This window comes from Sinorhizobium sp. CCBAU 05631 (assembly GCF_002288505.1).
Lineage (GTDB): Bacteria > Pseudomonadota > Alphaproteobacteria > Rhizobiales > Rhizobiaceae > Sinorhizobium > Sinorhizobium fredii_C.
Map to the genome: position 1 here is coordinate 1,162,280 of NZ_CP023063.1, position 13,423 is coordinate 1,175,702.

Below are 13,423 nucleotides of genomic sequence, written 5' to 3' on the forward strand. Positions count from 1 at the left end.
CTGTTGCCCCCTATCTTATGGAGCTTCGATTGTTTCCGAAGTAGGGCAAAATCGCCGCCCCACAAAACAAATTGTTTCGTCCCGTCACCCGGATTGATTGCAGCTCTTCCTGCGCCGTTTGACGTATTGGCGCCGTTCGTCATTGCCGTTAGTTTCGTCGCATCGATCATACGGATCGATAGGATCCGAGTTGAGGCTTGAAATGACCCCCATCACCATCGCCGAGGAACCACCGCGCCAGCCGGCCATCGTCCGCCTGCTCGAACTCTCCGATGCCTACGCGGCATCGCTTTATCCGGCTGAAAGCAACCATCTGGTCGACGTCTCGATCCTGGAAAAGCCGACGGTGTCCTTCCTTGTCGCACGATCCAACGGCACGATCGTCGGCTGCTGCGCGCTCGTGGACGCCGGCGACGGGACGGCCGAGATCAAGCGGATGTTCGTCGATCCGGAGGCGAGGGGGCTGAAAGTCGGCAAACGGCTTCTCGCTGCGCTGGAAGCGAAGGCGGAAAAACTGGGCCTCTCCACGATTCGACTGGAGACTGGCATCTACCAGCCGGAGGCGATCGGCCTCTACAGATCGTTCGGTTACGTCGAGCGGCCGCCCTTCGGCAGCTATCTGCCCGATCCGCTTAGCCTGTTCATGGAGAAAAGCGTGGGGCAGACGACGACTTGAGCGGGAGCGGCTGTTGCGCCTCATCCCGCTGCCGCGACCTCTCCCCGCTGACGGGGAGAAGGGGCGATGCCGCGCAGTCTCCTCGCGCGGGGAGAGGGCTAGGGTGAGGGGCATCTATGCATTGCGCCAATGACCGGCAAGCGCCTCAAATATCCAGATTCTCCGCGAACACGGCGCGCTCCTGGATGAAGCGGAAGCGGGCGTCGGCCTTTGTGCCCATCAGGTTGTCGACGGCCTCGCGCGTGCCCTCGAAATCGACGTCGTCGATCTCGACCTTGAGCAGGGTCCGGTTGGCCGGATCCATGGTCGTTTCCTTGAGCTGCGCCGGCAGCATCTCGCCCAAACCCTTGAACCGGCCGATCTCGACCTTGCCGCGGCCGTTGAATTCGGTGCGCATCAGTTCTTCGCGATGCGCGTCGTCGCGGGCATAGAGCGTCTTCGAACCCTGGCTCAAGCGGTAGAGCGGCGGCACCGCGAGATAGAGGTGGCCGCTGCGGATAAGCTCCGGCATCTCCTGATAGAAGAAGGTGATCAGCAGCGAGGCGATGTGGGCGCCGTCGACGTCCGCGTCGGTCATGATGATGACGCGCTCGTAGCGGAGGTCCTCTTCGCGGTACTTCGACCGCGTGCCGCACCCGAGCGCCTGGACGAGATCGGTGATCTGCTGGTTGGCGCCGAGCTTCTCGCGGCCGGCGCTGGCGACGTTGAGGATCTTGCCGCGCAAGGGCAGGATCGCCTGGTTGGCGCGATTGCGCGCCTGCTTGGCCGAGCCGCCGGCCGAGTCACCCTCGACGATGAAGAGCTCTGCGCCTTCCGCCGTGTTCTGCGCGCAGTCGGCGAGCTTGCCGGGAAGGCGCAGCTTGCGCACCGCGGTCTTGCGGTTGACTTCCTTTTCCTTGCGCCGGCGGACGCGTTCTTCGGCCCGCTCGATGACCCAGTCGAGAAGCTTTGCGGCTTCCGCCGGATTGTCGGCGAGGTAGTGGTCGAAGGGGTCGCGGAGCGCATTTTCGACGATGCGCTGGGCTTCGACGGTCGCCAGCTTGTCCTTCGTCTGCCCAACGAATTCCGGCTCCCGGATGAAGACCGAGAGCATCCCTGCTGCCGAGATCATCACGTCGTCGGTCGTGACGATCGCGGCCCGCTTGTTCTGGGTGAGTTCGGCGTAGTTCTTCAGGCCCTTGGTCAGCGCGATGCGCAGCCCCGCCTCGTGCGTGCCGCCTTCGGGCGTCGGGATCGTGTTGCAGTAGGAGTGGATTTGCTGGTCGCCGCCATACCAGGTAACCGCCCATTCGAGCGAGCCGTGGCCGCCCGCCTTTTCAGACTTGCCGGCAAAGATCTCGCGGGTGACGGTGAATTCCTTGCCGAGCGTCGCCGCGAGATAGTCCTTGAGACCGCCGGGGAAGTGGAACACTGCCCTGTCCGGGGTCTCCGAGCCTTCCGGCAACAGCGATGGGTCGCAGGACCAGCGGATCTCGACGCCGCCGAAGAGATAGGCCTTGGAGCGGGCCATGCGGAAGAGCCGCGCCGGCTCGAAGCGGGCATGCGGGCCGAAAATCTGCGGGTCCGGATGGAAGCGGACCTTGGTGCCCCGGCGATTGTGCACTTCGCCGAGCTCTTCGAGTCCGCCCTGCGGAATGCCGCGGGAGAAGCGCTGCCGGTAGAGTTTGCGGTTGCGCGCCACCTCGACCTCGAGCGAGTCCGACAGCGCATTGACCACCGAAACACCGACGCCATGCAGGCCGCCCGAAGTCTCGTAAGCCTTGCCGTCGAACTTGCCGCCGGCATGCAGCACCGTCATGACCACTTCGAGGGTCGACTTGTTGGGGAATTTCGGGTGGTTTTCGACCGGAATGCCGCGGCCGTTGTCGGTCACCGTCAGGAAGCCTTCTGCATCGAGGTTGACTTCGATGAAGTTGGCGTGGCCGGCGACCGCCTCGTCCATCGAGTTGTCGATCACCTCGGCGAAGAGGTGGTGCAGTGCCTTTTCGTCCGTTCCGCCGATATACATGCCCGGCCGCCGGCGTACCGGTTCCAGCCCCTCGAGGACCTCGATTGCCGAAGCGTCGTAATCGCTGCCATCGCTGCTCTTCGGTGCGGGCCGCGCTACATCGTTGCCGGCGGCAGGCGCCGTCGGCTTGCGCGGCGCGCCGGCATCGGCCGGCTTCGGCTGCAAGGGCATGGCGGAAAAGAGGTCGCTGCTGTCGTCCATGGAGTGGTTAGATCGTTCCTGTCGTCTCTATCGGCAAGGCAATAGCAAGACCGCGTCGCCGTCGCCATCCCCTGGCGTCCGAATCACCGGAATTCTGCCAGAGTCTTGCTGAAAGCGCGAACAAAAGGCGAATTTGCGGATGTGAAGGCCCGACAATGCGGTGAATTGCGGCTTGAGTGTTGCGTCGCGAAGGTGCCGATGGCAAGGCATGAGCCGAACCAGGGAGCCCGTCGGGTGTCTATGTCCACAATTGTTTTCTCCGTCCGGTGCCTGATTGCCGCGCTGCTCCTTTCAAGCGTTGTCCTCGCCGCCGAGGCGAAACCGTTGCAGCCCTACAAGGATTCATTGTTCGGCTATCCCGGAATCCTGCGGGAGGAGGATGGCGGCGATTTCCGCGTTATCGACTACCAGGAGATCAGGGACATCAACGGTCGCGATCAGATTCCGGAGCGGCGCGTCAAGCGGGCCTATTTATCGCTCGGCGTCAAGAGTTCCCAGGCCAACGAGACGCTCGACCTCGACAGCCGTTCTCTCGACGTCACGCGCGTCGGCGGGAATCGTGGGGCAGCCTTCACGGTAATCTTCATTCACGGGCGCGGCGGCGACCGCCGCCTCGGCGCCAACGACTTCTCCTTCGGCGGTAATTTCAACCGGCTGAAAAATCTGGCGGTCAACAATGGCGGTACTTATTATGCGCCAAGCGTGCGCTCCTTCGATGCGGCAGGCGTGGCTGATATTGCGGCGCTGATCCACTTTGCCGCCGAGCGATCCGGCAACCGGCCGGTCGTCTTGGCCTGCGCTTCCATGGGCAGTTTCATCTGCTGGGGCATATCGCGCGATCAGCAGGCGACCGCGGTATTGAGCGGCATGATGGTGATGGGCGGGGTCGCGGACCCAGCGTTTCAGGAGAGTGCCGCCTACAAGGCAAGGCTGCCGATGTTCTTCAGCCATGGCAGCAATGACAGCGTCTATGCCGCCGAGGCGCAGGTTGCGCTCTATCGCTCGCTGAAGAGCAAGGACTATCCCGCTCGCTTCGTGCTGTTTGAGACCGGTTCGCATGGGACACCGGTGCGCATGACCGACTGGCGGGATGCGCTGAACTGGATTCTTGAGCGTTAGCCGAATGCTCGCGGTCGTTAATGGAAATTCCGCATGAACAAGGTTGAAAGCTGGCGTTGGCTGCAGGAGCATCCCCGAGGCGCCATCTCGCCGGACGACTACGAGGATCGGCTCGGTACGGGCGCGCCCCTGGCCTATCTGCCCTTCGGCAACGGCCTGAGCTATGGCGATGTCTGCCGTAATGATCGAGGAACGTTGATCGACGGCGCCAGGCACGGCCGCATCCTCGCCTTCGATCCGGGGACCGGGGTGATGACCTGCGAGGCCGGCGCCACGCTGCGCGACATTCTCGTCAAGGTCATACCGTATCGCTTCTTCCTGCCGGTGACACCGGGGTCGGGTCTCGTCACGGTCGGCGGCGCCATCGCCAATGACGTTCATGGCAAAAACCATCATGCCCGCGGCGCCTTCGGCAATCATGTCCGGCGCCTGACGCTGCTGCGCTCGGACGGCGAACGTCTGGTCTGTTCCGCCGAGGAGAACGCCGAGCTCTTTGCCGCCACGATCGGCGGCATGGGCCTGACTGGACTGATCCTCGATGCCGAACTGCGGCTGATGAAAGTGCCTTCGCCGCATGTCCAACAGCACACCATTCGCTTCGAATGTCTCGAGGACTATTTCGCACTGGTGGACCGTGTCGGCGAAGAGCATGAATATTCCGTCGCCTGGATCGATCAAATGGCCGGCGGCCGGCGGACGGGCAGGGGCGTGCTCTGGGCTGCCGATCACGCCGACGCATCCTGCGAATATCCGGACATCCCCAAGGGACCAAAGCCTTCGCTGCCCCTGTCCCCGCCGTTCAATCCGCTGAATTCCCTGACGGTGAAGGCCCTTAACGAATATCGCTTTCGCAGCGAAGCGCCCGGTGAAATGGTCTCGACGGTAAAATGGACGTCCTATTTCCATCCGCTTGACCGGCTCGGTGCCTGGCACCGGCTCTACGGGCCGCTGGGTCCTTGTCGGCACCAAAGCGTCTATCCGGCCGAGAATGCCGAGGAGACGACGCTTCGCCTCTTGAAGACCGCGCGCGAACACGGCCACGCCTCCTTCCTGACTGCGGTGCACCGTTTCGGGGACGCCGAAGGGCGAGGCTTGCTTTCCTTTCCTCGGCCGGGTTTCGCACTGACCTTGGACTTCGCCTATCAAGGCGAAGCGACCGTAAAACTGTTCGACGCTTTGGACCGCATTGCCGTCGAAGTCGGCGGGGCGGTGAATCCGAGCGCGGATTTCCGCATGAGCCCCGCGGTTTTCGAGGCCTCCTTCCCGTCCTGGCAAAAACTCGAAGCGCTGCGAGATCCGGCTATCGTTTCGGATTTCTGGAGGCGCACGGCGCTTGCTTTCAAGGGCTGACGACGGTCAACGCCTCACTCCCTTAATGTTCATGTCGAACTCGACCACGTTGGAATAAATGGGGGTGCCGACGTCCATGCCGTAGGGTGAGCGGCGGATGCTGCCGCGGATGGTGAAGGAAATCGAGCGCTTGTCCCAGTCGATCAGGGTGACGGCGAAGCGTTCCTTGCGCGTCTTGCCACGCGCCGTCAGTGCACCCTCTACCGTCGCGCTACCGGGGCCGGTCTGGGTGACGTTTGTGGAGCGGAAGGTCACGGTCTGAAAATTGGCCGTGTCGAAGACCGCGCTCGACCGCAGGAAATTCTCGATGCGGCGCTCCCTGGCCCTGACGCTCTCCGGAAAGAGCGTGAACTCGACCGACGAACGCGAGACGTTGCCGCCATCTATCCGAAACTTGCCGGAGAACTTTGCGAAGTTGCCGGCGATTCCGCCGCCGCCCGTCTGCCCGATGCTGAAATGGATGCGCGAGGAGTTGGAGATGCTGTAGCTTCCGGCCGCATCCGCGAGCGACGGCGCCTGTGCGTTGGCCGGTAGAGCAGCAGCGATCAACGCGAAGGCTGCAGTCAGGGCGAGATGGCGATGAGCGCTCATGGATCATTCCTCCCGGCAAGGGGCCTGTTGGTTTCTCCACCCGGGACTGGCCCCGCATCGCTCCTGCTGGAGGCGGAGCGCAGCATGCGGATCAACACCTCGTCGCCTCGGACGAACTGATGATAGAGCGCCGCCACAGCGTGGATGGCCACCAAAACGAGCATGACATAGGCGAGCAATGCGTGAGTGCGGGCCCAGAACGCCTCGGCGCTTTCCGATTGCGGCAGCGGTAGATGCGGTATGACGATGATGTTGAAGTAGAAGCTCGGCATGTTCAGTGTCGAGGCGGAGGCGACGGCCCAGCCGGCCAGCGGCACGATGACCCCAAGGAGGATCAGTATCCTGTGCGTTTGGCGCGCCGCGGTATATTCAAACGGATGGAGGCCCGGAACGGGCTGCGGGGTCCGCTCTGCCAGCCACCAGAGGGCTCTCAAGAGCGCGAGCCCCAAGGCAGTCAAGCCGAGCGACTTGTGCCATTGGTAAAGCGAGAACTGCAGCGCCGGATCGAGCTCGATTCGCCGCATGGCGAAGCCGACGAGCATCAGGCCGAGGATGAGCAGCGCGATCGTCCAGTGCAGCACGATCGTTACCGTTCCGAAGCCGTTCTCGCGGTTGCGCAGCATTGGGTGACTTGACCAGCTGTCTGCCGTTGACGTGAGACGCCCCAAGGCTTCGTTTTATTCGAAATGCTCCAGTCCAAAGTTCGCTCCGGGATCGTTCATACGCGCAGCACCTATTGGCCGGATGGCGCCGGAATCTGCGGCGAGGTGCTTTCATTTGCCTAACCGATTTGCTAGGCCGCTTGCCCGAGAGGCTTTGATCCCGGAGGAAGAACTGATGACGCCTGACATTCGCCCGCTCGTTGCCGGCAACTGGAAGATGAATGGTACGCGTGCATCGCTGGACCAGATCAAGGCTATGGCCGAGGGCGTCAAGGGCGAGCTTTCCGCCAGGGTCGAGACGTTGATCTGCCCGCCGGCGACGCTGCTTTACGTTGCGACTGCGCTTTGCGACGACAGCCCGCTGATGATCGGCGCGCAGAACTGCCACCAGAAGCAATCGGGCGCCCACACCGGCGATGTTTCTGCCGAGATGATCGCCGACTGCTTCGGCACCCATGTGATCGTCGGTCATTCCGAACGCCGCACCGATCACGCCGAAACCGACGCACTGGTAAGGGCGAAGACCGAAGCCGCGCATGCGGCGGGCCTCGTCGCCATCGTCTGCATTGGCGAGACGGGAGAGGAACGCAAAGGCGGCAAGACGCTCGACGTCCTGAAGCGCCAGCTCGCCGGCAGCCTGCCGGATGGCGCGACGGCGGAGAGCACGGTGATCGCCTATGAGCCGGTCTGGGCGATCGGCACCGGTTTGACGCCGACCGTCGGAGACGTGGAAGAGGCGCATGCCTTCATGCGTGCCGAGCTTGTCTCCCGCTTCGGTTCAGAGGGCGGCAAAATGCGCATCCTCTATGGCGGCTCCGTCAAGCCTTCCAATGCCAAGGAATTGATGGGCGTCGCCAATGTCGACGGTGCGCTGATCGGCGGCGCCAGCTTGAAAGCGGAAGACTTCCTCGCCATCTACGGGGCCTATGAAGAATTGACTGCCTGACCGCCGCGTACGGCGGGCAGGGGCTTGGAATAGCCGGCGGCTTGGTATAAAGAGGCGCGAAATTTGGCGCGGCCCCTGATGTGGCCGCGATCGTTCGATTCGAATGCCCCGAAGAGGGCAGGACTGGAAGCTGATGCAGACCGTACTCCTCGTCGTTTATCTCATGGTCGTCGTCGCCCTGATCGGCGTCGTCCTCATTCAGCGCTCCGAAGGTGGCGGTCTCGGCATAGGCGGCGGTTCGGGCTTCATGTCCGCCCGCGGCACGGCCAATGCGCTGACCCGCACGACTGCGGTCCTCGCCTTCCTGTTCTTCGCTCTGGCGCTGGCGATGGGCATCCTCGCGCGCTACGAGCCGCAGGCGACCGATATTCTCGAGCGTATTCCGGGCACGAGCTCGAGCGGCGGCGTGCTGGATTCGCTCGGCGGCGGCCAGACGGCGCCAGCCGGCGGCAACACTGGGGCTCCGGCGAACGGCAATGGCGCCAACAACGCGGTTCCGGCAGAAGGCGCGGCCCAGCCCGCCACTCCGGCTGCTCAGCCGGCCGCCCCGGCTCCGGCCCCCGGCGCCAACGGCAATACCGGATCGCAAGTTCCGAGCGGCCAGTAAGGCCGAAGTTCAGAAGAACCCGCCGGCGGATGTTTCATCCGCCGGTTTTGTTTTGTGTGAAATCTGCCGCACCGAGAAACGGAAAAATTCGGGAAGACGAATTTTTTCGGTGGCGGAATCGTTTGTGAAAAGGTATCCGGTGACTCCCATGGCGCGATATGTATTCATCACTGGCGGCGTGGTCTCCTCCCTCGGAAAAGGCATCGCTGCGGCCGCTCTCGGAGCGCTGCTGCAGGCGCGTGGCTACCGCGTGAGGCTGCGCAAGCTCGACCCGTATCTCAATGTCGATCCCGGCACGATGAGCCCGACGCAGCATGGCGAGGTGTTCGTCACCGACGATGGGGCTGAAACCGACCTCGATCTCGGCCACTACGAGCGTTTCACCGGCCGCTCGGCGACGAAGACCGACAACATCACCACGGGCCGGATCTATAAGAACATCATCGACAAGGAACGGCGCGGCGACTATCTCGGGGCGACGGTTCAGGTGATCCCGCACGTCACCAACGAGATCAAGAACTTCGTCACCGAAGGCAACGAAGACTACGACTTTGTCATCTGCGAAATCGGCGGCACCGTCGGCGACATCGAGGCAATGCCCTTCATGGAGGCGATCCGCCAGCTCGGCAACGACCTGCCGCGCGGCACCGCCGTCTATGTCCACCTGACGCTGATGCCCTATATTCCGGCGGCGGGCGAGCTCAAGACCAAGCCGACCCAGCACTCGGTCAAGGAGTTGCAGGCGCTCGGTATCCACCCCGACATTCTGCTCGTTCGCGCCGATCGGGAGATCCCGGAAGCGGAGCGCCGCAAGCTGTCGCTCTTCTGCAATGTGCGGCAATCGGCAGTCATCCAGGCGCTCGACGTGGCGTCGATCTACGACGTGCCGATCGCCTATCATAAGGAAGGCCTCGACAACGAAGTGCTCGCCGCCTTCGGCATCGAGCCGGCGCCGAAGCCGCGCATGGAAGCCTGGGAGAATGTGGCGCACCGGATCCGCACGCCGGAAGGCGAAGTGACGATCGCGATCGTCGGCAAATATACCGGCCTTAAGGATGCCTATAAGTCGCTGATCGAGGCGCTCTATCACGGCGGCATCGCCAATCGCGTCAAGGTCAAGCTCGAATGGATCGAGTCCGAGGTCTTCGAGAAGGAGGATCCGGCGCCCTATCTCGAGAAGGTCCACGGCATTCTGGTTCCCGGCGGCTTCGGCGAACGCGGTTCGGAGGGCAAGATCAACGCGGCGCGCTTTGCCCGCGAACGTAAGGTGCCCTATTTCGGCATCTGCTTCGGCATGCAGATGGCCGTGGTCGAGGCCGCCCGCAATCTCGCCGGCATCGACAAGGCATCCTCGACCGAATTCGGCCCCACCAAGGAGCCAGTCGTCGGTCTGATGACCGAATGGGTGAAGGGCAACGCGCTCGAGAAGCGCTCGGCCTCCGGCGATCTCGGCGGCACCATGCGCCTCGGTGCCTACCGTGCAGCCCTCAAGCCCGATACGAAGATCGCCGGGATCTATGGATCTCCGGATATCTCCGAGCGCCATCGCCATCGCTACGAGGTCAATGTCGACTACAAGGAGCGACTGGAATCCTGCGGCCTCGTGTTCTCCGGCATGTCACCGGACGGCGTGCTGCCGGAGACGGTAGAATATCCGGATCATCCCTGGTTCATCGGCGTTCAGTACCATCCGGAGCTGAAGTCCCGGCCACTTGATCCGCATCCTCTGTTTGCGAGCTTCATCGAGGCAGCGCTCGAACAGTCGCGGCTAGTGTAGCCTTCACCCCGCATGTCCCGATTTCGCGGCCGGTCCCCAAGGCCGGCCGTGCGCCTATTGGCGCCTCGCATGCTTGCGTGAGGTGGCTGCATCCGACGCCTGTCCCGCTGCCGCTTGCAATCATCGGTCAAAAGTTGCAAACAGCGGCAAACCGGTCACCAGGGAAATCGCCATGAACCTGCCTACCCGCACCGCCCGCCCGCTCGATCATCTCGTGCTGCCGGTGGCGGAACTCGGGCAGGCGAGGCGGCGCCTCGGCGATCTCGGCTTCACCGTGGCAGGAGATGCGCGCCATCCCTTCGGCACCGAGAACGCCTGTGTCTTCTTCCCCGGCGATACATACATCGAGCCGCTCGCCATCGCCTCGCGTGAAGAGTGCGAGGCCGCCGCGCTTGGAGGCAACGCCTTTGTGGCGCGCGATCAGGCGTTCCGTTTCCGGCAAGGGCCCGAGGGTCTCTCGGCGGTCGTGCTCGGGACGCCCGATGCCGCCACCGACCACATCCGCTATCGGTCCTGCGGCATCTCCGGCGGCGAGATGCTGGAATTCTCGCGGCCCATGCGCCTGCCGGACGGACGCGAGGCGCTCGGCTCCTTCCGCCTGGCATTTGCCGCCGACCTGCGCGCGCCCGACTTCTTCCTGTTCAGTTGCCAGCGGATCCGCGCCCTGCCTGTCGACGGCGCGCTCACCAATCACGAGAACGGCGTGACCGGCATCGGCGAGGTTGTTCTTTCCGAACCCAATCCGACGGATTTCCAATATCTGCTGCAGGAAGCGGTCGACGAGCGCGAGGTCTCGGCCCATTCCTTCGGCATGGACATCCAGGCCGGCAGCGTCAAACTGTCGGTCTTGAACCCTGCAGGGATGGAGGCCTTCTATGGCCGCTCCGTCAGTGCGACCGACCGCGGCTTGCGCGGCCGTGCCGTGGTGTTCCGCGTCGCCGATCTCGAAGCGACGCGCGCGCTGTTTGCGCAGAACGACATTGAATTTTCAGAAATGGGCGGACGCCTCGTTGTCCCGGAAGCGCCGGGGCAGGGGGTGATTTTCGCATTTGGAGTATGATGATGGAAACGAATGCAAGGGTCGTCGTCGGCGAGGGTGCCGGCCAGGTGGTGTTCTCCCAACAGGAGCGGCTGACGCTGATCGCCGGCCCCTGTCAGATGGAAAGCCGCGAGCATGCCTTCATGATCGCCGGCAGGCTGGTCGAACTCTGCAAGTCGCTCGGTCTCGGCCTCGTCTACAAGTCGTCCTTCGACAAGGCGAACCGCACCTCGCTCTCCGGCAAGCGCGGCATCGGCATTGAAAAGGCGATGGAAATCTTTGCCGACCTCAAGCGTGAATTCGGCTTCCCGGTGCTGACCGACATCCACACGGAAGAGCAGTGCGCCGCGGTCGCCGAGACCGTCGACATTCTGCAGATCCCGGCCTTCTTGTCGCGCCAGACCGATCTTCTCGTAGCGGCCGCCAAGACCGGGCGCGCCATCAACGTCAAGAAGGGCCAGTTCCTGGCGCCCTGGGACATGAAGAACGTGCTCGCCAAATTCACGATGAGCGGCAACCCGAACGTCCTTCTCTGCGAGCGCGGCGCATCCTTCGGCTACAACACGCTCGTTTCCGACATGCGCTCGCTGCCGATCATGGCGGCGCTCGGGGCCCCGGTCGTGTTCGACGCCACCCATTCGGTGCAGCAGCCCGGTGGGCAGGGCGGCTCCTCAGGCGGCCAGCGGGAGTTCGTCGAGACCCTGGCACGCGCCGCCGTTGCCGTCGGCGTTGCCGGCGTCTTCATCGAGACGCATGAGGATCCGGATAACGCTCCCTCCGACGGCCCGAACATGGTGCCGCTCAAGGACATGCCGCGGCTCCTCGAGAAACTGCTCGCCTTCGATTCCATCGCCAAGACTTGAATGAGCAGGTGCCGCGCCGCGCGTGAAATTTTCATGACGCACGACGGCACCCCGTGCTCCCGGCGCCCAGCGCCATTGTAATTTCAGGGCCATCCATTAAGACAGGCCGACCATCACCAACGTCCACAAGCAGGGAAGAGATCATGACTGCGATCATCGACATCATCGGCCGAGAGATCCTCGACAGCCGCGGCAACCCGACCGTCGAGGTCGATGTTCATCTCGAGGACGGCAGCTTCGGCCGCGCCGCCGTTCCCTCGGGCGCTTCGACCGGCGCGCATGAAGCGGTTGAGCTGCGCGACGGCGGCACCCGCTATCTCGGCAAGGGCGTAGAGCGAGCCGTCGACGCCGTCAACGGCGAGATCTTCGAGGCGATCGGCGGTCTCGATGCCGAGAACCAGATCCAGATCGACAAGACGATGATCGAGCTCGACGGCACGTCGAACAAGTCGCGCCTCGGCGCCAACGCCATTCTCGGCGTGTCGCTCGCCGTCGCCAAGGCTGCGGCGGAAGCGGCCGGCCTGCCGCTCTACCGTTACGTCGGCGGCCCGAACGCACATCTCCTGCCGGTGCCGATGATGAACATCATCAACGGCGGCGCGCATGCCGACAACCCGATCGACTTCCAGGAATTCATGATCATGCCGGTGGGCGCCGAAACGCTGAAGGATGCCGTCCGCATGGGTTCGGAAGTCTTCCACACGCTGAAGAAGCAGCTCGCTGCCGAAGGCCATAACACCAATGTCGGTGACGAAGGCGGCTTCGCGCCGGGCTTGGCTTCCGCGCCTGCGGCCCTCGACTTCATCATGAAGTCGATCGAGAAGGCCGGCTACAAGCCGGGTGAGGACATGTATGTCGCGCTCGACTGCGCCTCGACGGAGTTCTTCAAGGACGGCAAATACGTGCTCGAAGGCGAGGGCCGGACGCTGGAGCCGGGTGCCATGGCCGAATACCTCGCAGAGCTTGCCGCCAAGTATCCGATCATCTCGATCGAGGACGGCATGGCCGAAGACGACTGGGACGGCTGGAAGGCGCTGACCGACCTCATCGGCAACAAGTGCCAGCTCGTCGGCGACGACCTCTTCGTCACCAACTCCGCGCGGCTGCGCGACGGCATCAAGATGGGCGTCGCCAACTCGATCCTCGTCAAGGTCAACCAGATAGGCTCGCTTTCCGAGACGCTCGATGCCGTCGAGACGGCCCACAAGGCCCGCTACACCGCCGTCATGTCGCACCGTTCCGGCGAAACCGAGGATTCGACGATCGCCGATCTGGCGGTTGCCACCAATTGCGGTCAGATCAAGACCGGTTCGCTCGCCCGTTCCGACCGGCTTGCCAAGTACAATCAGCTGATCCGCATCGAGGAACAGCTCGGCCTGCAGGCGGCCTATGCGGGTCGGTCGATCCTGCGGGGGTGATTATTGGCTAAGCGGCGCAGCGGCTGCCCCTCATCCGCCTAGCGGCACCTTCTCCCCGCTCGCGGGGAGAAGGGACTCGCGGGTGCCACCTCAGTCCCCTCTCCCCGCGTGCGGGAGAGGGGACTGAGGTGAGGGGCAAATTAAGCCAAAATGCCTGCCGACAACC

At 63.5% G+C, this 13,423-nt stretch carries 13 protein-coding genes; 9 read left to right on the forward strand and 4 right to left on the reverse strand.

What is annotated here, in order from left to right:
- Positions 1-202: 202 nt before the first annotated feature.
- Complete coding sequence (locus SS05631_RS05660; RefSeq protein ID WP_037423170.1) at positions 203-676, forward strand: GNAT family N-acetyltransferase; 474 nt, start codon at positions 203-205, stop codon at positions 674-676.
- A 145-nt stretch (positions 677-821) separates the two neighbouring features.
- On the opposite strand, the gene parE is transcribed toward SS05631_RS05660, so the two are convergent.
- Positions 822-2,885: a DNA topoisomerase IV subunit B gene (gene parE, locus SS05631_RS05665; protein ID WP_037423167.1), complete on the reverse strand. Its 2,064-nt coding sequence runs from the start codon at positions 2,883-2,885 to the stop codon at positions 822-824.
- Between the two features lie 198 nt (positions 2,886-3,083).
- Between parE and SS05631_RS05670 the strand changes: the two genes are divergently transcribed.
- Both SS05631_RS05670 and SS05631_RS05675 read left to right on the forward strand, forming a co-directional pair.
- Positions 3,084-4,004, forward strand: a complete 921-nt coding sequence (locus SS05631_RS05670; RefSeq protein ID WP_083854203.1) for an alpha/beta fold hydrolase — start codon at positions 3,084-3,086, stop codon at positions 4,002-4,004.
- Between the two features lie 33 nt (positions 4,005-4,037).
- The gene (locus tag SS05631_RS05675; RefSeq protein ID WP_050988326.1) at positions 4,038-5,354 is read left to right on the forward strand and encodes an FAD-binding oxidoreductase; all 1,317 of its coding nucleotides are present in this window, start codon (positions 4,038-4,040) and stop codon (positions 5,352-5,354) included.
- Between the two features lie 6 nt (positions 5,355-5,360).
- On the opposite strand, the gene SS05631_RS05680 is transcribed toward SS05631_RS05675, so the two are convergent.
- The gene (locus SS05631_RS05680; RefSeq protein WP_037423164.1) at positions 5,361-5,945 is read right to left on the reverse strand and encodes a YceI family protein; all 585 of its coding nucleotides are present in this window, start codon (positions 5,943-5,945) and stop codon (positions 5,361-5,363) included.
- Positions 5,942-6,568, reverse strand: coding sequence for a cytochrome b (locus SS05631_RS05685; RefSeq protein WP_037423162.1), 627 nt, complete (start codon positions 6,566-6,568; stop codon positions 5,942-5,944). Before SS05631_RS05685 ends, SS05631_RS05680 begins: the two co-directional genes overlap by 4 nt.
- Positions 6,569-6,782: 214 nt before the next feature.
- Here SS05631_RS05685 and tpiA point away from each other — a divergent pair, with 214 nt between their 5' ends.
- Together tpiA and secG are read left to right on the forward strand one after the other, a co-directional pair.
- Positions 6,783-7,553 carry a triose-phosphate isomerase gene (gene tpiA / locus SS05631_RS05690; RefSeq protein ID WP_037423160.1) on the forward strand — a complete coding sequence of 257 codons (771 nt, stop codon included), beginning with the start codon at positions 6,783-6,785 and terminating at the stop codon, positions 7,551-7,553.
- Between the two features lie 133 nt (positions 7,554-7,686).
- A complete protein-coding gene (secG, locus tag SS05631_RS05695) occupies positions 7,687-8,160 on the forward strand; it encodes a preprotein translocase subunit SecG (protein ID WP_037423158.1) in 474 nt (157 codons plus the stop codon).
- A 9-nt stretch (positions 8,161-8,169) separates the two neighbouring features.
- Here secG and SS05631_RS31310 read toward each other — a convergent pair whose 3' ends face one another.
- On the reverse strand, positions 8,170-8,328 hold the full coding sequence (locus tag SS05631_RS31310) for a hypothetical protein (protein ID WP_162109152.1): 159 nt from the start codon (positions 8,326-8,328) through the stop codon (positions 8,170-8,172).
- Between SS05631_RS31310 and SS05631_RS05700 the strand changes: the two genes are divergently transcribed.
- From SS05631_RS05700 to eno, 4 genes are all read left to right on the forward strand, one after another.
- Positions 8,300-9,937: a CTP synthase gene (locus SS05631_RS05700; protein ID WP_162109154.1), complete on the forward strand. Its 1,638-nt coding sequence runs from the start codon at positions 8,300-8,302 to the stop codon at positions 9,935-9,937. The genes SS05631_RS31310 and SS05631_RS05700 overlap by 29 nt on opposite strands.
- 172 nt (positions 9,938-10,109) lie before the next feature.
- Positions 10,110-10,997: a VOC family protein gene (locus tag SS05631_RS05705; RefSeq protein WP_037423152.1), complete on the forward strand. Its 888-nt coding sequence runs from the start codon at positions 10,110-10,112 to the stop codon at positions 10,995-10,997.
- Positions 10,997-11,839, forward strand: coding sequence for a 3-deoxy-8-phosphooctulonate synthase (kdsA, locus tag SS05631_RS05710; protein WP_037423260.1), 843 nt, complete (start codon positions 10,997-10,999; stop codon positions 11,837-11,839). Before SS05631_RS05705 ends, kdsA begins: the two co-directional genes overlap by 1 nt.
- Positions 11,840-11,982: 143 nt before the next feature.
- Positions 11,983-13,257, forward strand: a complete 1,275-nt coding sequence (eno, locus tag SS05631_RS05715; RefSeq protein WP_037423149.1) for a phosphopyruvate hydratase — start codon at positions 11,983-11,985, stop codon at positions 13,255-13,257.
- Positions 13,258-13,423: the final 166 nt, after the last annotated feature.

Coding starts and splice junctions, on each gene's coding strand:
- SS05631_RS05660 (WP_037423170.1), top strand. CDS start 203: ATGACCCCCATCACCATCGCCGAGGAACCACCGCGCCAGCCGGCCATC.
- parE (WP_037423167.1), bottom strand. CDS start 2,885: ATGGACGACAGCAGCGACCTCTTTTCCGCCATGCCCTTGCAGCCGAAG.
- SS05631_RS05670 (WP_083854203.1), top strand. CDS start 3,084: ATGGCAAGGCATGAGCCGAACCAGGGAGCCCGTCGGGTGTCTATGTCC.
- SS05631_RS05675 (WP_050988326.1), top strand. CDS start 4,038: ATGAACAAGGTTGAAAGCTGGCGTTGGCTGCAGGAGCATCCCCGAGGC.
- SS05631_RS05680 (WP_037423164.1), bottom strand. CDS start 5,945: ATGAGCGCTCATCGCCATCTCGCCCTGACTGCAGCCTTCGCGTTGATC.
- SS05631_RS05685 (WP_037423162.1), bottom strand. CDS start 6,568: ATGCTGCGCAACCGCGAGAACGGCTTCGGAACGGTAACGATCGTGCTG.
- tpiA (WP_037423160.1), top strand. CDS start 6,783: ATGACGCCTGACATTCGCCCGCTCGTTGCCGGCAACTGGAAGATGAAT.
- secG (WP_037423158.1), top strand. CDS start 7,687: ATGCAGACCGTACTCCTCGTCGTTTATCTCATGGTCGTCGTCGCCCTG.
- SS05631_RS31310 (WP_162109152.1), bottom strand. CDS start 8,328: ATGAATACATATCGCGCCATGGGAGTCACCGGATACCTTTTCACAAAC.
- SS05631_RS05705 (WP_037423152.1), top strand. CDS start 10,110: ATGAACCTGCCTACCCGCACCGCCCGCCCGCTCGATCATCTCGTGCTG.
- kdsA (WP_037423260.1), top strand. CDS start 10,997: ATGATGGAAACGAATGCAAGGGTCGTCGTCGGCGAGGGTGCCGGCCAG.
- eno (WP_037423149.1), top strand. CDS start 11,983: ATGACTGCGATCATCGACATCATCGGCCGAGAGATCCTCGACAGCCGC.